The organism is Miniimonas sp. S16 (assembly GCF_057748195.1).
The window spans coordinates 1,012,214-1,031,780 of record NZ_CM173242.1 but is presented as its reverse complement, the minus strand read 5'-3'; the positions used below and the strand labels follow the sequence as shown (position 1 = coordinate 1,031,780).

The window sequence follows — 19,567 nt, the reverse complement described above, 5'->3', positions numbered from 1 at the left end:
AGTGGTGAGTGTCTCGACACGCAACCGGAGGTAGGACGTGGGCGTCACCGCATGGCTCGACTGCACGTTGTGGGACGGAGCGACGGACGGCTGGAGGTCAGACGCTGGTCTGCTGGTCGACCACTCCGGCCGCGTGCTGCGCGTGGGAAGCGGCGACGACGTGCTCGCCGAGGCGCGCTTCCTTGCGCGTGCGGGCTCCGGCGGGCCCGACGGCGCGGCCCGAGTCGTCCAGCTGGACGGCGCGCGGGTGGTGCCGGGGCTCGTCAACGGCCATGTCCACTTCTCGCTCGCGCTGCCCGGGCCGATGCAGGACTCGGTCCACTCGGCGAGCGAGGCCGACTTGGTGCTGCTCATGGCAGGAAACGCACGCGAGACGCTGCATGCGGGCGTCACCACGGTCCGACTCGTCGGGGAGTCGCGCTTCGTGGACTTCGCCCTCAAACGCGCGGTGGCCGCCGGGCTCGTGCCGGGTCCGCGGATCCGCTCCGCCGGGCACGCGCTGTGCTGCACGGGCGGTCACGGACACGACGCCGACGGTCAGGAGGCCGACGGTGCTGACGGGTTCCGGCGTGCGACCCGAGAACAGCTGCGCGCCGGCGCCGACCTGATCAAGGTGTGCATCTCCGGGGGCATATCCGGTGAGCACGAAGCCATCGATACCCCCCAGCTGACCGACGAGGAGCTGCGGGCCGTCATCGACACCGCTCACGACTGGGGCCGCAAGGTCACGGCCCATGCCGGGCCTTCGCACGCCGTCGAGAGGGCGTTGGCGCTGGGACTCGACGGTGTGGAGCATGGCTACGAGCTGACGCGAGACGTGTGCGACACGATGGCAGCGGGTGGTGTCTGGTTCACTCCGACGATCTCCGTGTCGCGATGCGAGGACTACTTCGTCGCCAACCGCGTTCCCACCTGGATGATCGATCGAGCCCTCGGCGCCGGGCCACGGCACTGGGAGAGCCTTCAGCACGCGATCGCCGCCGGTGTCCCCATCGCACTCGGCACCGATATGCCACCGCAGGCGCTTTACGACGGGACAACCGCCACCGTGCGCGAGCTCGAGCACATGCAGGACGCCGGGATGACGCCGCTCGAGGTCATGCGAGCCGCCACGGCGAACGGAGCCCGGTGGCTCGACGAGGACGGTGAGTACGGGACGCTCGTGCCCGGTGCAGCGGCGGATCTGCTCGTGCTCGACGGCGATCCGCTCGCCGACGTGAGTGCCCTGCGCGATCTGCGCGCAGTGGTCCAGGGTGGTCGCGTGGTGCGCGACGACCGGGATGCGCTCCGGACCCGGATCCTGCGGTGACGCGGCCACGTGCGCACGGGTCCGTGCGCGACATCGCAGATGCGTATCTCGCTGACCTCGCGGTGTTCGACCCGGACGCTGCCCAGGCGGTGGGGCGAGATCCCGACATCCTGGTGCCCGATCTCACCGACGATGCGTTCGCGGCGCGCGTCGATCTCGCGCGAGGCACGCTCGACCTGCTGGCCAACCTTCGTCCGGGGTGGGGGGCTGGAGGCGAGGCGCTCCCAGACGATCGGCACGACGCCGTCCCTGACGAGGTCCTGCGGCTCGCTCTCACCGAGCGTCTGGCGGCCGAGATCGCGCTCGACGATGCCGGCTTCACGCGCAGCCTGCTCGCTCCGCTCGCCACACCCGTGCATCTGGTGCGGCAGGTCTTCGACAACCTGCCCAGGGGAACGGCCGAGGAGATCGAGCGCGTGCGGCGCAACCTCGACGCCGTTCCGGGCGCGTACGCGGACTACCTCGCGACGCTCCGCGCGGCGGCCGACCGCGGGCATGTCGTGGCGCGCCGGCAGGTTCTCGGGGTGGCCCGGCAGTGCGAGTCGTGGGTCGATCGGCGCTTCTACGACGAGGTCGCCGGTCGTGACGATCGCCTGACGCGCGCCGCCGAGCGCGCGGCCGCTGCCACCGCCGAGCTCGCTGCCCGGCTGAAAGTCGAGCTCGCTCCGCGTGCTGACGAAAGGAACGGCGTGGGGCGAGACCGGTACGCGGTGACCTCGTCAGCGTTCCTGGGTTCGCGGGTCGATCTGGACGAGTTGTACGGCTGGGGCTGGAGTGAGCTTCGCCGCCTGTCGCAGCGCGCGCGGGAGCTCGCTCGTGCCGCCACCGGGGAACAGGACGTCCGCGCGGCTGCGGAGATCCTCGACGGCCGCGCGGCCGGTCGAGTCGCGGTGGGAGAGCTCGAGGAGTGGCTGCAGGGGCGGCTGGACGCCGTGACCGACGCGGTCGACGGCGTGTGGTTCGACATCCCACCGGCCACGCGGCCGGTCGAGGCGCGCATCACCTCGGCGGCCGAGGGTGTCATGTACTACACCGCTCCTGACGCAGGGCTCACGCGGCCGGGGCGGGTGTGGTGGACCGTCGCCGAGGGGGCCGACAGCGTTGCCACCTGGCGCGAGGTGAGCACCGTGCATCATGAGGGTGTCCCGGGACACCACCTCCAGCACGCCGTGACGCACGGACTCGACACCCTCCACCCGTGGCAGCGCTACGTGTGCCACGTACACGGCTACGCCGAGGGTTGGGCTCACGACGCCGAACAGCTCGCCGTGGACCTCGGCCTCGTGTCGGGTCCCGATGAGGAGCTCGGCGTGGTGCTCGCGCAGCTCTGGCGCGCGTGTCGGATCGTGATCGATCTCGGCCTGCACCTCGACCTGCCCGTCCCCCGGGACAACGGCCTGGTCGACCACGAGCAGTGGAGCATCGAGCGGGGAGTGGACACGCTGCGACACCTCGCGGGAGTCGACCTGAGCACGGCTCGGTTCGAGGTGCTGCGCTACCTCGGCTGGCCAGGTCAGGCACTCGCCTTCAAGGTCGGTGCGCGGCTGTGGGCGCAGGCTCGAGACGACGCTCGACGGCGCGAAGGAGGGCAGTTCTCATTGCGCGACTTCCACGCTCGTGCACTCGGTCTGGGGCCGATGGGTCTGGGGCCGCTGCAGACGCTGCTCGCCCGTTCCTGACCCCGGCCCGCGCTGGTGTTACGGCAATGTGTCGTCCCGCCAGTACCGGGTACCAATTGGGTAACGATCGACCGTAGAAGGCAGCAACGTGTCGCTCGGGTGTTCCGCGGTGTGGTTACCGTGGCGTCACCCGCGCGCTCGGGATGTTGGACGCGGCTCGTGCGTCCCGCAGGAACGGGTCATCGTTATCCGTTGAGGCCCAGCACGTCGAATCAACCATGGAGGAACATTGACCATCAGGCGAATCACGGGGGGTGTCGCCGCAGCCGCGGCGCTCGCACTGGTTCTGACCGCGTGCGCCAACACGCCGTCCGACGACGCAACGGGCGACGCGACGGGGGACGCGGCGGCCACCGACGCAGCCACTGAAGCGGCGAGTGGCGGCACTCTGACCGTTGCCGAGACGAACGCCTTCACCTCCCTCAACGGGGAGACGGCCGACACGAACCTCGACATCAACAACAAGATCCTCAACGCCACGCACGGCGGGTTCTGGTACCTCAACCCGGACATGGAGATCGTGCATGACGAGGACTTCGGCACGTTCGAGAAGACCAGCGACGACCCCCTGACCGTGACCTACACGGTCAATGACGGCGTGACCTGGTCCGACGGCGACCCGGTCGACGCCGACGACCTGCTGCTGTCGTGGGCGATCTACAGCGGCTACTTCAACAGCCTCGGCCCGGACGGGACGACTGGGGACGAGGCGTCGTCGGCCGACGACATCACGTACTTCGACTACGCCGGCGACACCGGCACGATGGCCCTGGCGGGCAAGCCCGAGGTGGGTGACGACGGACGCTCGCTCACGTTCACCTACAGCCAGCCCGCGGCCGACTGGGAGTCCGCGTTCAACGTGGCGCAGACGCCGGCCCACGTGGTGGCGAAGAACGCTGGTCTCGACAGCGCTGGTCTCATCGACCTGCTGACCACGGCTGCCTCAGGTGCTGAGACCACGGAGGAGAACGCCGAGCTGCGTGCTGTGGCCGACTTCTGGAACACCGGCTTCAACTCCACGACCCTGCCGAGCGACCCTGAGCTCTACCTGTCCTCCGGGCCGTTCATCATCTCGGAGATCGTGGAGAACCAGAGCGTGACTCTGGTGCCGAACGAGTCCTTCTACGGCGAGGCGCCGAAGCTCGACACCATCATCATGCGCACGATCGGCGACGCGACCGCTGCCGTCCAGGCGCTGCAGAACGGTGAGGTCGACGTCATCTCGCCCCAGTCCTCGGCGGACACGCTGCAGGCGCTGAAGGCGCTGTCTGGTGTCGAGATCGTGCAGGGGGACCAGCTCTCCTACGACCACCTCGACCTGACGTTCAACAACGGCGGTCCGTTCGACCCGGCGACCTACGGCGGTGACGCAGAGAAGGCCCTCGCTGTGCGCGAGGCGTTCCTGCTCTCGATGCCGCGTCAGGCGATTCTCGACGCGATCGTCACGCCGCAGAAGGAGGGCGCCGAGGTCCTGAACTCGCAGCTCTTCGTCTCCTCGCAGGCCGGCTACGCCGACTCGGTCGCGGAAAACGGGTCGGACGCGTTCCCCCTCGCGGGTGATGTGGAGGCCGCCAAGGCGAAGCTGGCCGAGGCCGGTGTCACCAGCCCGACGGTGCGCATCCTGTACAACACGAACAACCCGAACCGAGTGAACTCCTACACCCTGATCGCGGCCGCCGCAACGGAGGCCGGGTTCACCGTGGTCGACGCGGGCGACCCCAAGTGGAGTGCTCGCCTGGGTGACGGGTCGTACGACGCGTCGATCTTCGGATGGATCAGTTCGGGCGTGGGCGTCTCCGGCGTTCCGCAGATCTTCTCCACCACGGGCGGCAGCAACATGAACGGCTACAGCAACGCCGAGGCCGACGCGCTCATGGAGAAGCTCCTGGTCACGACCGACTCTGACGAGCAGGTCACGATCCAGCAGCAGATCGACCCGTTCTTCTTCGCCGACGCGTACGGTCTCCCGCTCTTCCAGTCCCCGGGCCTCGAGGCTCACGCCGAGGGCGTGTCCGGCTTCGACGTCTACATGGCCAACCAGACCGGTGTCTGGTGGAACGTGGCCGACTGGGCGGTCAGCGGCTCCTGAGCACACGGGGGAGCAGCCTGCTCGGGCTGTTCCCCCAGGCTTCACGAAGGTGCGGTCCCGTGCTGCGGGACCGCACCTTCGTGCGTTGACCAGTCGGCGCGTCACGCCGGTGTCGCGACCCACGTCACAGCGCCGTGACACGAGTGACCTAGACTCCACCCGATCCCGCCCGCACCGTCAGGGGAACGATGACGACTTACATCCTGAGGCGACTGCTCCAGTCCGTCCTCATCCTCCTTGCAGCCTCCTTCCTCGTGTACTGCCTGGTCGCGTGGTCGGGCGATCCGCTCATGGAGTTGCGGCAGAGCAACGCCCCGAACAAGGACCGGCTGATCCAGGCGCGTATGGATCAGCTCAACCTCGATGTGCCCCTCGTCCCTCGGTACTTCCTCTGGCTCAAGGGCGCGCTCGGTTGTGTGGTGCCGTTCGCGGGCGTGTGCGATCTCGGCACCAACGTCGGCGGTCTGCAGGTGACCGACCTCCTGGCCTCGGCGATCCCCTCGACGTTGCGGCTCGTGACCACGGCCACGCTGCTTGCGATCATCCTCGGCGTCGCGATCGGGATCGTCACGGCGCTGCGTCAGTACTCGGGCTTCGACTATCTCGTCACGTTCACGACGTTCCTGTTCTTCTCCCTTCCCGTGTTCTGGGTCGCGGTGCTTCTCAAGGAGTTCGGCGCGATCCGGTTCAACGACTTCCTTGCGGATCCCACGATCCCCCCGATCGGGTTGGCGGCCATCGGGTTGGTCCTTGGCGTTCTCGCGTATCTCGTGGCCACGGGCTCTCTGCGCCGCAGGCTCCTCTTCTTCGGCGGCGGAGTGGTCGTCGGTGCCGGTGTGGGCTACTACCTCTCTGCGTCCCAGTGGTTCCTCTACCCCGGCCTCGGGCTTCCCCTGGTGGCGGTGTTCGGCGTCGCGATCGCGTTCGCCTGCACGATCCTGTTTGCGGGACTGAAGAACCGCCGAGCCCTGTACGCCAGCCTCATCGCGGTGGCACTGGCGCTGATCGCGATGGTGGTCTTGGTGCCGCTGTTCGAGCGGGCCACGCTCTGGCTCATCGTCGGCCTGGGTGCTCTCGCCGTCGCCGTGGGGATCGCGGTCGGATACTTCATGGGCGGCTTCGACCGCAACCAGTCGATGAAGGCGGCTGGCCTGACGTCGCTCCTCGTGGCGGGTCTGGTGCTGCTGGACCGCTACTTCCTCGCGTGGCCCAGCTACATGGCCAACCCTCGCGTCAAGAACCGTCCGATCGCGACCATCGGCTCGCAGACCTCGGGACTGAACGGCGACTTCTGGGTCAACGGGATCGACACGTTCACGCACCTCGTGCTGCCTACTGCGGCGCTGATCCTGATCTCGCTCGCCAGCTACACCCGGTACTCGAGGGCCTCGATGCTCGAAGTGATGGGCCAGGACTACGTGCGCACCGCACGCGCCAAGGGCCTGCCCGAGCGGGTGGTCGTGACACGGCACGCGTTCCGCAATGCACTCATCCCCATTGCCACCATCGTGGCGTTCGACATCGGGGCGCTGCTCGGCGGCGCGGTGATCACCGAGAACATCTTCTCCATCCAGGGGATGGGCACCCTGTTCATCCAGGGTCTGCGCAATGTGGACCCGCCTCCGGTCATGGGCTTCTTCCTCGTGACGGGCCTCATGGCCGTCACATTCAATCTGCTGGCGGACCTCGCGTACTCCGCCCTCGACCCGAGAGTGCGGGTGAAGGCGTGAGCGCCCCGGAGAACCTCGAGACCGTGGCGCCCACCGACGCCCACCTGCAGCCAGAGGTCAAGGGCCTGAGCCAGGCGGCGATCGTCCGTAAGCGCTTCCGTGGACACACCGGCGCGATGGTGTCCATCGCGGTGCTGGCGGTGGTGGTTGTCCTCGCACTCACCTCTGTCGGCGTCGGCCCGTGGCATGGATGGTGGAAGTACACCCACACCGACATCCCCGCGCTCCAGAACGGCGGGCGGCCGACTCTGTCGCTGTGGCCGTTCTCGCTCGGTGAGCACCCGTTCGGCCAGGACACCGTGGGACGCGACTACTTCGCGATGACGATGCGCGGAACCCAGATCTCCCTGTTCATCACCGTGCTCGTGGGCGTGATCTCGGCTGCGGTGGGAGTCGTGATCGGCGCCTCGTCGGGCTTCTTCCGTGGTCCGGTCGAGACCGTGCTGATGCGGTTCACCGACGTGATGATCATCATTCCCGCGCTTGTGGCCGCTGCGGTCGTCGGTCAGAACGCCAAGGATGGCGGCGTCATCATGCTCGGCGCCTTCCTTGGCCTGATCAGCTGGACGGGGATGGCCCGGCTCGTGCGAGGGGACTTCCTCACGCTGCGCGAACGTGAGTTCGTCGACGCAGCTCGCCTGGCGGGCGCGTCCAACCCGCGGATCATCTTCAAGCACATCCTGCCCAATGCTGTCGGCGTCATCACGGTGAACACGACGCTGCTGATGTCCGCGGCCATTCTGACCGAGACCTCCCTGAGCTACCTCGGATTCGGCGTGCAGTCACCGGACACCTCGCTCGGCAAGCTGATCAGCGAGAACCAGGCGGCGTTCTCGACCCGTCCGTGGCTGTTCTGGTTCCCGGGCCTCTTCATCATCACGGTCTGTCTGTGCATCAACTTCATCGGCGACGGCCTGCGCGACGCGTTCGATCCGCGCCAGAAGAAGCTCCAGTTGCGTCGGGTCCGTGAGACGGGTGAGGCCGCGCGTCGCCGAGAGGCGAACGACCGTCTCGTGCGCGCGAGCCACGCCCCAGCACCGCTAGCGCACGGCGAGCAGGACCCCGTGGACCCGAACCCGGACGGCACCGGAACGGATCGCGGGTGACCGCGCCGGCCTCAGCCGAGCGCCGCGGCCGCAACTCCGAGCGCGGCCAGCACGCTGGCCGCCGTGATCCACGGCCACGCGTAGGTGATGACCACGAGCGCAGTCTCCGCCTGCCCTGCGTCGAGCTGGCCGGTCTCGACGAGACGCTGCCAGCGCACGCGCACCTGGTGTGCGGCCACGCCGGAGGGTGCGGTCGGCAGGTCGCCGAACCCCACACCGGCGGCGCTTCCCCCGCGGGCCACACGGCGAACGTCGGCGACCGTCGCCACGGATGTGCCGTGCCGGCCGGGCCCGGGTGCTGCCCACGCCGCATAGCGCCCGTGCGGGGTGTGCAGGGTCATGGCGTGACGCGTGCTGACCTGGATGAGGGCTTCCCACGGGACGTGGACGGTGCGGAGCGGGTTCACCAGCGTTACGCCGTGCGGCGTCACGTCCACCCGCGGTCGGACGAACGCAAGCCAACCGGCAAGTGCGACGAGCGCGGCCCATGGCAACGCTCCAGTCAGGTCGCGCGGACCGCTCTCGGCGGCCGCCCACAGCCACCCCGCGGCGACGCTGGCCGTCAGGACCGCCCAGGCGTAGTTGCCGCGTGGTCGGAACGTCCATGCCGCCGCCTGCGGTGCGCGTCCGTCGAACTCAGTCGTACCCACGTCAGCATGATCGCAGGAGGCACACGATGACCGAGACCGCTGCCGACGCCATCGAGCCCGGTACCACGGAACGCGTCGAGGGCGAGGTGGTGATCGAGGTCTCTCACCTGAGCGTGGACTTCGCCGTGGACCGGGAGTGGGTGCCGGCGGCCATCGATCTCGACTATCGGGTCCACGCGGGCGAGGTCCTCGCGATCGTCGGGGAGTCCGGCTCGGGCAAGTCGGTCTCATCGATGGCGATCCTCGACCTACTGCCCAAGAACGCGCGGATCTCCGGCAGCGTGAAACTGGCCGGGCGTGAGCTTCGGGGCTTGTCGCCGGCGAGGATGCGCAGCGTGCGCGGTGACGACATCGCGATGATCTTCCAAGAGCCCATGACGGCGCTCAACCCCGTCTACACCGTGGGCAACCAGATCATCGAGACGCTGCGGCTGCACAATCCGATCTCGCCAGAGCAGGCCCGCGAGCGGGCGATCGAGCTGCTCACCCTGGTCGAGCTCCCAGACCCGGAGAAGGCGTTTCGGTCCTACCCGCACCAGCTCTCCGGTGGTCAGCGTCAGCGCGCGATGATCGCGCAGTCCTTGTCGTGCGATCCCAAGCTCCTGATCGCCGACGAGCCGACGACCGCACTGGATGTCACGGTTCAGGCCGAGATCCTGGACCTCATGCGCAACCTCAAGGACAAGTTGCGCAGCGCCGTCATCCTCATCACGCACGACATGGGCGTGGTAGCCGACCTCGCCGACCAGATCATCGTGATGCGACACGGGCTGATCGTCGAGCGCGGCTCGGCGGCGCAGATCTTCGACTCTCCCACGCACCCGTACACGATCGAGCTGCTCGACGCTGTTCCGTCGCTCGGCGGCGCCGACATCGACCTGACCGCGGCGCTTGCCGCTGCGTCCGACTCGGACGCGGCGGTGGCCGTGGATCCGCAGGAGTTGGCCGTGCGCGAGGCGGCCAACGCGCGAGCCCTCGCGAAGGCCGAGGAGGATGCGAGGCGCGGGGCCGAGCTGGATCTCGCCGAGCCCATCCTCGAGCTGCGTGACGTGTCGATCGAGTACCCCAAGCAGGGCCGGATGCCCGCGTTCCGTGCCGTCGATGAGGCCAGCCTCGTGATCCGGCCAGGAGAGGTCGTCGGCCTCGTGGGCGAGTCGGGTTCGGGCAAGACCACGATCGGGCGTGCCGCCGTCGGTCTGCTGCCCGTGGTCGCTGGCACGCTCACCGTCTCGGGCGTCGACGTGTCGACCAAGGATCCGAAGGTTCGGGCACAACTGCGCCGCAAGGTCGGCATGGTGTTCCAGGACCCCTCGTCCTCGCTGAACCCACGTCTGCCGATCGGCGAGAGCATTGGTGAGCCGATGCTGCTGGCCAAGGTGGCCAAGGGTGAGGCGCTGCAGCGCCGCATCGAGGCGCTGCTCGACCAGGTCGAGCTACCACGTGCCTACCGCAACCGTTACCCGCACGAGCTGTCCGGCGGGCAGAAGCAGCGCGTCGGCATCGCCCGCGCACTCGCACTCGGCCCGGAGCTCCTGGTGGCCGACGAGCCGACGTCGGCGCTCGACGTCTCTGTTCAGGCACACGTGCTGGAGCTTTTCCAGGAGCTTCAGCGCGAGCTGAAGTTCGCGTGCCTGTTCGTCACGCACGACCTCGCGGTCATCGACCTGCTCGCCGACCGCATCGTCGTGATGCAGCACGGCCGCATCGTCGAGCAGGGGACGCGTGATCAGATCCTCCGTTCGCCGCAGGACCCGTACACACAGCGCCTCATCGCAGCCGTCCCGGTCCCGAACCCGGAGAAGCAGCGGGAACGGCGCGAGTTGCGCTCGCTGCTCCTCGACGTGAGCTGACCCGAACGCAGCGCACGGGTGCCTGCGTCCCGCGGCACGAGGATCCGGTGTGGCGACGGGCACAACACCGCCGGAGGACTCCTCCTGAGGTGCGCAGTAGAGTAGAGCGGCGCCCGCCCGGTCCCCGGCCGCTGCGGGTCCGCCGTCACGGCGCCTCCGCCTGCGCGCGCCTCCTCCGAGCAGAGATGACCCGATGAGCACACCTATGCCCGCCGTCCGATCCGACCTGCGTAACGTCGCCATCGTCGCGCACGTCGACCACGGCAAGACGACCCTCGTGGACGCGATGCTCTGGCAGTCGGGTGCGTTCGGCGAGCACGCGCACGTCGACGAGCGCGCCATGGACTCGGGTGATCTCGAGCGCGAGAAGGGCATCACGATCCTCGCGAAGAACACCGCGATCCGGTACGCCGGACCCGCGGCGGCCGCCGCCGGACAGCCCGACGGCGTGACGATCAACGTGATCGACACCCCCGGCCACGCCGACTTCGGCGGGGAGGTGGAGCGCGGCCTGTCGATGGTTGACGGCGTGGTGCTGCTCGTCGACGCGAGCGAGGGCCCGCTCCCGCAGACCCGATTCGTGCTGCGCAAGGCGCTCGCCGCTCACCTTCCCGTGATCCTCGTGGTCAACAAGGTGGACCGACCCGACTCGCGCATCGAGGAGGTCGTGCACGAGACGACCGACCTGCTGCTCGCCCTCGCGAGCGACCTCGAGGACGAGACCGAGGTCGACTACGACGCGATCCTCGACCTGCCCGTGCTGTACGCCGCCGCCAAGGCCGGCCGCGCGAGCCTCGAGCGCCCCGGCGACGGCTCGCTCCCCGAGTCCCCGAACCTCGAGCCGCTCTTCGCCACGATCCTGGACCGGATCCCGGCGCCGACCTACGACCCCGAGGCGCCGCTGCAGGCCCACGTCACGAACCTCGACGCCTCGCCGTTCCTCGGCCGCCTCGCGCTGCTGCGCGTGCACAACGGCACGCTGCGTAAGGGTCAGACCGTCGGCTGGGCCAAGCGGGACGGGACGATCTCGCCCGTGCGCATCTCCGAGCTCCTGGAGACCAAGGCACTCGAGCGGGTACCCGCCGAGAGCGCCGGACCCGGCGACATCGTGGCCGTGGCCGGGTTCGAGAGCATCACGATCGGCGAGTCGCTCGTCGACCTCGAGGACCCGCGTCCGCTGCCGCTCATCACGGTGGACGACCCGGCCATCTCGATGACGATCGGGATCAACACCTCCCCGCTCGCGGGCAAGGGTGGCAAGGGCCACAAGATGACCGCGCGCCAGGTCAAGGACCGCCTGGACCGCGAGCTCGTCGGCAACGTGAGCCTGCGGGTGCTGCCCACCGACCGCCCGGACGCCTGGGAGGTGCAGGGTCGCGGCGAGCTCGCGCTCGCGATCCTCGTGGAGCAGATGCGGCGCGAGGGCTTCGAGCTCACCGTCGGCAAGCCGCAGGTCGTCACGCGCGAGATCGACGGCAAGGTGCACGAGCCGATGGAGCGACTCACCGTGGACGTGCCTGAGGAGTACCTCGGCGCCGTCACGCAGCTCCTCGCCGCGCGCAAGGGCCGCATGGAGACGATGAGCAACCACGGCACCGGCTGGGTGCGGATGGAGTTCGTCGTGCCGGCGCGCGGCCTCATCGGCTTCCGCACGCAGTTTCTCACCGACACCCGGGGCACCGGCATCGCCTCCTCGATCGCCGAGGGCTACGAGCCGTGGGCAGGCGCGATCGAGTTCCGCACCGCGGGCTCGCTCGTCGCCGACCGGCAGGGCGTCGTCACGGGCCACGCGATCATGAACCTGCAGGAGCGCGGCACGTTCTTCGTGCAGCCCACGCAGGACGTCTACGAGGGCATGGTGGTGGGGGAGAACTCCCGCGCCGACGACATGGACGTCAACATCACGCGCGAGAAGAAGCTCAACAACATCCGCTCCTCGACCGGCGAGGAGCTCGAGCGCCTCACGCCGCCCCGCGTCCTCACGCTCGAGGAGTCGCTGGAGTGGGCGGCCGAGGACGAGTGCGTCGAGGTCACCCCCGAGATCGTCCGGATCCGCAAGGTCGCTCTGGACCAGCACGAGCGGGCCCGCGCGGCCTCGCGCGCCAAGAAGAACGCATGAGCTGGGCGGCGGGCAGCGGACGGGGCGCCGGGGTGGACACCCCGGCGCCCGGGCCGGTGCTCGCCGTCCTGGCTCATCCCGACGACGAGACGCTCCAGCTCGGCGGCGTGCTCGCGCTCGCCGCGGCGGCGGGGCGTCACGTCGTCGTCGTGACGGCGACCCGCGGTGAGCGCGGGGAGATGATCGGGGCGCCGGAGCTTGAGGGCACCGACGCTGTCGCCGACGTGCGCGCGCGGGAGCTCGCGGACGCGCTGGCCGCGCTCGGCGTCGCCGAGCACCGGTGGCTCGAGGACGAGACCCGCTGGACCGACTCGGGCATGGCGTGGGTCGCGCCCGGTCAGGCCGGTCCGGCGCCCGACGCACCCGGCAGCGCGCTCGTGCGCGGCGATGCGGACGCCCAGGCCCGCGCGCTGGCGCGCCTGCTGCGGGAGCTGCGGCCCGCCGTCGTGCTCTGCGACGAACCCGGCGGCTCCTACGGCCATCCCGACCACGTCCACGTGCACGCGCTCGTCCTCGACGCGGTCGAGCGTGCCGCCCACGCGGCACCAGGCGACGGGCCCGACGGCGAGCCCTGGGACGTCCCGGTCCTCGCCTGGGCGGTCCAGGACGCCGACCGGCTGCGTGCTGCGCGGGCGGCGCTGGCCGACGTCGCGCTGCACTCCGGACCCGTGGGCGTGGACGGCGCCGCGCTCACCGTCCCGACCGAGGAGCTGCCCGCGCTCGCGCGGCCGAGCGCCGAGGTGGACGTCGAGCTCGACGTCACGCCCGTGGTGCCGGCGCTGCTGGCGGCGCTGCGCCGCTACCCGAGCCAGGTGCAGGGCGCGAGCGTGCCCGTGCTCGACGCTGCGGGCGCGGGTCGCCAGGAGAGGGCGACGCGTGCGCTGCGCCCCGACCAGGCCGCCGTCGGCTGGTACGCGCTGAGCAACGGCGTGCTCGCGCCGATCCTGCCGGTGGCCGGTCTCCAGCTGGGCCGCGGCGACGTGGCGGCGCTCGGCGTCGGCCTCGGGCTGGGGGTCGACCTGCCGGCCCGCCCAGGCGGGTCGTCGACCGCGGCCGACGCCGCCGCTCCGGTCCAGCCCGCCGCGCCCTCGCTCCTGCCGGCCCGCCCCGGCGTGCTCGCCGCGCGTGCCGCGGCCGGCCTCGCGTTCGGCCTGCTCATCGGGGTCGTCGGGACCGTGGTGCACCGCGTCCGGCCGTGGGACGTGCCGCTCGGGCTGGTGCTCGCCGTCGCGTGCGTCGCGGCGGCCGGGCTGCTCGCGCGCGCCGCGGGCAAGGGTGCGTGCCTCCTCGGCTACGGCGTCGGGATCGTGGTGTCCGTGCAGGTCCTCACGTTCGCGGGCGACGGCGACGTCCTCGTGCCGAGCGACGCCCTCGGGATGGCCTGGCTCCTGCTCAGCGTGCTCGCCGTCGGCGCCGCGGCCTTCCTGCCCCGGCGGTGGGTGGGGGAGCGCCGGTGACCCTCGAGGACACCTACCGGGCCGCGATGGCGCGCCTGCCCGGCGGGGTCGCCGTGGTCACCGCGCGGGCCGGCAGCCGCGACATCGCGGCGGTCGTCACGTCGCTCGTGTCGGTCTCGCTCGAGCCGCCCACCGTGCTGGTCGTGGTGCACGCCGACGGACGCCTCGGCGACCTGCTCGTGCCGGGCGGGCGATGGGCGGCCACGGTGGTCGGGGAGCACCAGGCGGCGCAGGTCGCGTGGATCGCCGAGCCCGGCCGGCCCGACGTCGGGCAGCTCCAGGGGATCCCGCACCGACGCGGCGAGCACTCCGGGGCGGCCCTGCTCGACGGCGCGGCGTGGCTGGAGCTGCGCACCACCCAGACGATGGAGGTGGCCGACCACCGGGTGGTGGTCGGCGAGGTGCTCGCGGCCGGGCTCGGGTCGGAGACCGGCGCGCTGGTGCACCGCCTCGGCCGCGTGCGAGCGGTCGGATCGTCACAACTTGGTGACAACCGCCTCCCCGGCTCTGCGCAGCCCTGACCGTAGAATTCGCATGGCCGCCTCGCCCGACGCGGTCGACGAGGAAGGGACCCGCGTGACCGACAGCGCGACTCAGATCGGCTCCCCGCTGGACTCCCTGGAGGGTGAGGCACCCTCCAAGCGTGGCCGCCGGATCGGCACGGGCATCGGCATCGCGATCGTCGTCCTGGCCGCCGCCTACGTCGGCGGGGTCTTCTGGACGGCCGACCGGACCCCGCGCGAGGCCACGGTCTCGGGCGTCGAGGTCGGCGGGCTCGGTTCGGCCCAGGCGGTCACCGCGCTCGAGGACGGGCTCGCCGACCGCGTCACGCAGCCGTTGTCGATCCGCGTCGGTGACATCGAGGCGACCCTCGACCCCACGCAGGCGGGGCTCGCCGTCGACGCCCAGGCGTCGATCGACGCCCTCACCGGCCGGTCGTGGGACCCGCGCGTGGTGATCGAGCGGCTGTTCGGGCAGGTCGACACCGACGCCGTGACGAACGTCGACTCCGAGGCCCTGACCGCGGCGCTGAGCGGCGCGGAGGACTTCGTCACCGTCCCGCCGGTCGACGCGACGATCGCCTTCGCGAACGGCACCGCCGTGGTGTCCGACCCCGTGGACGGCTCGGGTCTCGACGTCGAGGCCGCCGTCACGATCATCGAGGACACCTGGCTCACGGCCACCGACACCCTCGACCTGCCGGTCACCACGATCGCGCCGACGATGGACCAGGCCACCGTGGACACCGCGATGACCACGATCGTCGACCCGCTGCTGTCCGGCCCGGTGACCGTCGTCGCGGGAGAGGCGACCACCACCCTCGAGCCCGACGCGCTCACCGCGATCGCCACCGTCCCGGCGCAGGACGGCGCGTTCGTCCTGCAGCTCGACGCCGACCAGCTCACCCAGCTCGTCGACGCGGCCCTGCCGGGCGTGGGCCAGGCCAGCACCGACGCCAGCTTCACGTTCACGAACGGGACGCCGACCATCGTGCCGTCGCAGGACGGCACCGGGTTCGACCCCGCGCAGCTCGCGGCGGCGGTGACGGCCGCGGCGCAGTCGACGACCGAGCGCACCGCGACGCTCGAGCTCACCGCGCAGGAGGCCGAGTTCTCCACCGCCGACGCCGAGGCGCTCGGGATCACCGAGGTGATCGGGGAGTACTCCACGCCGCTGCCGGCGGGCACCGACGTGCCGCGGACGAACAACATCAGGCACGGCGCCGAGATCGTCACGGGCACGCTGCTCATGCCGGGCGACACGTTCTCCCTGAGCAAGACGCTCGGCCCGATCAACGGCAGCACCGGCTTCTTCATGTCGCACGTCGTGGAGAGCGGCAACGTGTCCGAGGCGTGGGGCGGCGGGCTGTCCCAGCTGTCCACCACGTTGTTCAACGCCTCGTTCGAGGCCGGCCTGGAGGACGTCACGCACCAGCCGCACTCGCGCTGGTTCGAGCGCTACCCGCCCGGGCGGGAGGCCACGCTGTTCGAGGGCCAGATCGACATGCAGTTCAAGAACCGCACCGACCACTGCGTGCTCGTGCAGGCGTGGGTCGAGAACGGCCGGACCTACGCGCGGCTGTGGGGCACGAAGACCTTCGACACCACCATCACCTCCGGTGGCAAGTACGCGATCACGAGCCCGAAGACGATCTACAACACGCGCGCCACGTGCACGCCGGAGTCCGGCGGCGCGAACGGCTTCACGATCGACGTGACGCGGGTCGTCATGGGCCTCGACGGCTCGCAGGTCGAGTCGCGCACGTACACGACCACCTACCAGCCGTGGAACAAGATCGTCTGCGGTCCGGATCCGAACGCCGGCTGAGCCTCTTGCTGCCCCGTGCCGCCGACGAGCGAAGGTGCGCGGGCGGCGAGCCGGCGTCAGCAGCGCGGCGGCGCCGGCGGCAGGCGCTTGGCGAGCACGACGGCGGAACGCGCCACCGTGACCGGCCCGCGGCGGGAGTCCACCACCACGGCGTCGGCGCCGACCTGCGTCAGCACGCCGACGACGTCGGTCAGGTGCGGGCCGTCCGGCGCGGCCGCCACCTCGGCCTCGGACAGGCGGTAGCGCAGGACGACGCGGTCCCCGGCTCGCAGCGGCTCGGTCACGACAGGGGATACTAGGACGAGCCGGCCGCGTGGCGCGGACGGCGGGAAGGACCCCCTCGTGACCTATGTGATCGCCCAGCCGTGCGTGGACGTCAAGGACAAGGCCTGCATCGACGAGTGCCCCGTCGACTGCATCTACGAGGGTGAACGCTCGCTGTACATCCACCCGGACGAGTGCGTGGACTGCGGCGCCTGCGAACCGGTCTGCCCGGTCGAGGCCATCTACTACGAGGACGACGTGCCGCCGGAGTGGTCGGCCTTCACGGCCGCCAACGTCGAGTTCTTCGACTCCATCGGGTCCCCCGGTGGTGCCGCGAAGCTGGGCCTCATCCCGACCGACCACCCGCTGATCGCCGCGCTCCCGCCGCAGACCGAGAGCTGAGCGGGTCGATGGGATTCGCACCGCTCGGCGTCGCCTACCCCTGGGACGCCGTCGTTCCGCTGCGCGAGCGCGCCGCCACGCACCCCGACGGCCTGGTGGACCTGTCCATCGGGACCCCGGTGGACCCCACCCCGCGGATCCTGCAGGACGCCCTCGCCACTGCCTCGGACGCGCACGGCTACCCCACGGTGGCCGGCCCGACCGCGCTGCGGCAGTCCGTGGTCGACTGGTTCGGCCGGCGCCGCGGCGTCACCGGTCTCACCCCGGATCAGGTCCTGCCGACCATCGGGTCCAAGGAGCTCGTCGCCCTGCTGCCCAGCCAGCTGGGACTCGGGCCCGGCGACGTCGTCGTCATCCCGACACAGGCGTACCCGACGTACGAGATCGGGGCCCGGCTCGCCGGCGCGGAGGTGCTGGCCAGCGACGACCCCGCGGACTGGGTGGGCCGGGAGGAGGTCGCCCTCGTGTGGCTGAACTCCCCGGGCAACCCGACCGGACGGGTCCTCCCGGCGGCCGCCATGGCCGAGGTGGTGCGGGCCGCCCGGGCGACCGACGCCGTCGTCGCCTCCGACGAGTGCTACGCGATGCTGCCCTGGACGTCCCCCTGGACCGACGCCGTCTCCGGCGGTGGTGGCGTGCCGTGCGTCCTGCGCGAGGACGTGTCCGGCGGTGACCCGCGCGGCCTGCTCGCCGTCTACTCGCTGTCCAAGCAGTCCAACCTCGCCGGCTACCGCGCGGCGTTCGCCGCGGGCGACCCCGACCTCGTGGGCCAGCTGCTCCTGCAGCGCCGGCACCTCGGGATGATGGTGCCCGCGCCCGTGCAGCACGTCATGCGGGTCGCGCTCGACGACGACGCCCACGTCGCCGAGCAGGCCGCCCGCTACGCCGCGCGGCGCGCGCTGCTGCTGCCCGCGCTCCTCGCCGCGGGGTTCGAGCTCGACCACTCCGAGGCGGGCCTGTACCTGTGGGTACGCCCCGGGGAGGCACTGCGCGCGAGGCTGGAGGCGCGGCCCGCCGCCCGCGAGCGGGCGCTGTGCTGGGCCAGCATGGACCTGCTCGCCGACCTGGGCATCGTCGCGGGTCCCGGGGAGTTCTACGGCCCCGCCGCACAGGACCACGTGCGGGTATCGCTCACGGAAAATGACGCGAACATCTCCTCGGCCGCGGAACGCCTGCGGGCGTTGGCGTGAGAGAATCGGGGCAACTTCTTTGCCGTGACATGATCGCCGCCCGGCGCCTTCGCGACGGGTCCGCAGAAACGGAGAACCGATGACGGTGACGTCCGAGGCCTCGCCCCGTACCGGAGCCACCCTCCGGGTGAACGAGTCCGAGATCCAGTTCGACCGGGTGCCCGCCGTGGAGGGCTCCGACGGCCTCGCGATCTCCTCGCTGCTGGCGCAGACCGGCGTCGTCACCTACGACCCCGGGTTCATGAACACCGCGGCCTGCCAGTCGGCCATCACCTACATCGACGGCGACGTCGGCATCCTGCGCTACCGCGGCTACCCGATCGAGCAGCTCGCCGAGAAGTCGAACTACCTCGAGGTCTCCTACCTGCTCGGCCGCGGCGAGCTGCCGACCCGGTCCGCGCTCAACGCGTTCGAGACCCGCGTCCTGCGGCACACCCACCTGCACGAGGACTTCCGCCGACTGATCTCGTCCTTCCCCCGCAACGCGCACCCGATGGCGATCATCGCCAGCGCCGTCTCCGCCCTGCCCGGGTTCTACCCCGAGGTCTTCGACGTGAAGAACGAGGAGGTGGAGGAGCTCGCCACCGTGCTCATGCTCGGCAAGCTCCCCACGATCGTGGCGTACGTGCTGCGGCACGCGCGCGGTCAGCGGATGCCCGACGCCGAGCCCGAGAACGGCTACGTCGCCGACTTCCTGCGGATGGCGCTGCACGAGGTGCGCGGCCCGGAGTTCGGACCCGAGGTCGTCGCCGCGATGGACAAGCTCCTCGTGCTGCACGCCGACCACGAGCAGAACTGCTCGGCGTCCGTGGTCCGCAACGTCGGGTCGGCGCACGCGAACCTGTTCCTCTCCGTCGCCGCGGGCATCAACGCGCTCTCGGGCCCGCTGCACGGAGGCGCGAACGAGGCCGTGCTCTCGATGCTCGAGGACGTCCGGGACAACCACGGCGGCGACGTCGCGACGTTCGTCAACCAGGTCAAGGACCGCAAGAGCGGCGCCCGGCTGATGGGCTTCGGCCACCGCGTGTACAAGAACTACGACCCGCGCGCGGCGATCGTGAAGCAGGCGGCGGACTCGGTGCTGGAGGCCCTCGGCAAGCGGGACGAGCTGCTCGACATCGCGATGGAGCTCGAGGAGGTCGCGCTGCACGACGACTACTTCGTCTCCCGCAAGCTCTACCCGAACGTCGACTTCTACACCGGCCTGATCTACCGCGCGATGGGCTTCCCGACCTCGATGTTCACGCCGTTGTTCGCGCTCGGCCGGATGCCCGGGTGGATCGCGCAGTGGCGCGAGATGATGAACGACCCGTCCACCAAGATCGCCCGGCCGCGCCAGGTCTACACCGGCCCCGGCGAGCGCGACTACGTGGACGTCGCCGACCGCTGACGGA

Annotated in this window: 15 protein-coding genes; 13 read left to right on the top strand and 2 right to left on the bottom strand. The window is 70.7% G+C overall.

The window, feature by feature from the left end; translation table 11 throughout:
- The first annotated feature begins 37 nt into the window (after window positions 1–37).
- The 5 genes from AC3AQ1_RS04570 (at window position 38) to AC3AQ1_RS04550 (ending at window position 7,913) form a co-directional block, all read left to right on the top strand.
- Window positions 38–1,309, top strand: a complete 1,272-nt coding sequence (locus AC3AQ1_RS04570; RefSeq protein WP_108718003.1) for an amidohydrolase family protein — start codon at window positions 38–40, stop codon at window positions 1,307–1,309.
- The gene (locus tag AC3AQ1_RS04565) at window positions 1,306–2,988 is read left to right on the top strand and encodes a DUF885 domain-containing protein (RefSeq protein WP_108718002.1); all 1,683 of its coding nucleotides are present in this window, start codon (window positions 1,306–1,308) and stop codon (window positions 2,986–2,988) included. The genes AC3AQ1_RS04570 and AC3AQ1_RS04565 overlap by 4 nt, the downstream gene beginning before the upstream one ends.
- A 229-nt stretch (window positions 2,989–3,217) precedes the next feature.
- Window positions 3,218–5,077 carry an ABC transporter family substrate-binding protein gene (locus tag AC3AQ1_RS04560; RefSeq protein WP_108718001.1) on the top strand — a complete coding sequence of 620 codons (1,860 nt, stop codon included), beginning with the start codon at window positions 3,218–3,220 and terminating at the stop codon, window positions 5,075–5,077.
- Window positions 5,078–5,265: 188 nt separating this feature from the next.
- A complete protein-coding gene (locus AC3AQ1_RS04555) occupies window positions 5,266–6,807 on the top strand; it encodes an ABC transporter permease (protein ID WP_108718000.1) in 1,542 nt (513 codons plus the stop codon).
- Window positions 6,808–6,830: 23 nt separating this feature from the next.
- Window positions 6,831–7,913 (top strand): ABC transporter permease, encoded by a 1,083-nt coding sequence (locus tag AC3AQ1_RS04550; protein ID WP_234417770.1) that lies wholly within the window; start codon window positions 6,831–6,833, stop codon window positions 7,911–7,913.
- Window positions 7,914–7,924: 11 nt separating this feature from the next.
- Here AC3AQ1_RS04550 and AC3AQ1_RS04545 read toward each other — a convergent pair whose 3' ends face one another.
- Window positions 7,925–8,563: a PH domain-containing protein gene (locus tag AC3AQ1_RS04545; RefSeq protein ID WP_108717999.1), complete on the bottom strand. Its 639-nt coding sequence runs from the start codon at window positions 8,561–8,563 to the stop codon at window positions 7,925–7,927.
- 26 nt (window positions 8,564–8,589) lie between these two features.
- Between AC3AQ1_RS04545 and AC3AQ1_RS04540 the strand changes: the two genes are divergently transcribed.
- The 5 genes from AC3AQ1_RS04540 (at window position 8,590) to AC3AQ1_RS04520 (ending at window position 16,317) form a co-directional block, all read left to right on the top strand.
- Window positions 8,590–10,413, top strand: a complete 1,824-nt coding sequence (locus tag AC3AQ1_RS04540) for an ABC transporter ATP-binding protein (protein ID WP_108717998.1) — start codon at window positions 8,590–8,592, stop codon at window positions 10,411–10,413.
- A 193-nt stretch (window positions 10,414–10,606) separates the two neighbouring features.
- Window positions 10,607–12,532: a translational GTPase TypA gene (typA, locus tag AC3AQ1_RS04535; RefSeq protein ID WP_234417767.1), complete on the top strand. Its 1,926-nt coding sequence runs from the start codon at window positions 10,607–10,609 to the stop codon at window positions 12,530–12,532.
- On the top strand, window positions 12,529–13,989 hold the full coding sequence (locus tag AC3AQ1_RS04530; protein WP_199916527.1) for a PIG-L family deacetylase: 1,461 nt from the start codon (window positions 12,529–12,531) through the stop codon (window positions 13,987–13,989). Before typA ends, AC3AQ1_RS04530 begins: the two co-directional genes overlap by 4 nt.
- On the top strand, window positions 13,986–14,510 hold the full coding sequence (locus tag AC3AQ1_RS04525; protein ID WP_234417765.1) for a flavin reductase family protein: 525 nt from the start codon (window positions 13,986–13,988) through the stop codon (window positions 14,508–14,510). Before AC3AQ1_RS04530 ends, AC3AQ1_RS04525 begins: the two co-directional genes overlap by 4 nt.
- Window positions 14,511–14,523: 13 nt before the next feature.
- Window positions 14,524–16,317, top strand: coding sequence for a VanW family protein (locus tag AC3AQ1_RS04520; protein WP_108717996.1), 1,794 nt, complete (start codon window positions 14,524–14,526; stop codon window positions 16,315–16,317).
- A 56-nt stretch (window positions 16,318–16,373) separates the two neighbouring features.
- Here the strand turns inward: AC3AQ1_RS04520 and AC3AQ1_RS04515 are convergent, their stop codons facing one another.
- The gene (locus AC3AQ1_RS04515) at window positions 16,374–16,601 is read right to left on the bottom strand and encodes a putative acetyltransferase (RefSeq protein WP_108717995.1); all 228 of its coding nucleotides are present in this window, start codon (window positions 16,599–16,601) and stop codon (window positions 16,374–16,376) included.
- Between the two features lie 58 nt (window positions 16,602–16,659).
- On the opposite strand from AC3AQ1_RS04515, the gene fdxA reads away from it, so the two are divergent.
- The 3 genes from fdxA (at window position 16,660) to AC3AQ1_RS04500 (ending at window position 19,563) form a co-directional block, all read left to right on the top strand.
- Entirely contained in the window at window positions 16,660–16,983 is a 324-nt protein-coding gene (gene fdxA / locus AC3AQ1_RS04510) for a ferredoxin (protein ID WP_108717994.1), read from the top strand.
- An 8-nt stretch (window positions 16,984–16,991) separates the two neighbouring features.
- Entirely contained in the window at window positions 16,992–18,173 is a 1,182-nt protein-coding gene (dapC, locus tag AC3AQ1_RS04505; RefSeq protein ID WP_108717993.1) for a succinyldiaminopimelate transaminase, read from the top strand.
- 79 nt (window positions 18,174–18,252) lie between these two features.
- Complete coding sequence (locus tag AC3AQ1_RS04500) at window positions 18,253–19,563, top strand: citrate synthase (RefSeq protein WP_108717992.1); 1,311 nt, start codon at window positions 18,253–18,255, stop codon at window positions 19,561–19,563.
- The last annotated feature ends 4 nt before the right edge of the window (window positions 19,564–19,567 follow it).

Coding starts and splice junctions, on each gene's coding strand:
- AC3AQ1_RS04555 (WP_108718000.1), top strand. CDS start 5,266: ATGACGACTTACATCCTGAGGCGACTGCTCCAGTCCGTCCTCATCCTC.
- AC3AQ1_RS04540 (WP_108717998.1), top strand. CDS start 8,590: ATGACCGAGACCGCTGCCGACGCCATCGAGCCCGGTACCACGGAACGC.
- typA (WP_234417767.1), top strand. CDS start 10,607: ATGAGCACACCTATGCCCGCCGTCCGATCCGACCTGCGTAACGTCGCC.
- AC3AQ1_RS04530 (WP_199916527.1), top strand. CDS start 12,529: ATGAGCTGGGCGGCGGGCAGCGGACGGGGCGCCGGGGTGGACACCCCG.
- AC3AQ1_RS04520 (WP_108717996.1), top strand. CDS start 14,524: ATGGCCGCCTCGCCCGACGCGGTCGACGAGGAAGGGACCCGCGTGACC.
- dapC (WP_108717993.1), top strand. CDS start 16,992: ATGGGATTCGCACCGCTCGGCGTCGCCTACCCCTGGGACGCCGTCGTT.
- AC3AQ1_RS04500 (WP_108717992.1), top strand. CDS start 18,253: ATGACGGTGACGTCCGAGGCCTCGCCCCGTACCGGAGCCACCCTCCGG.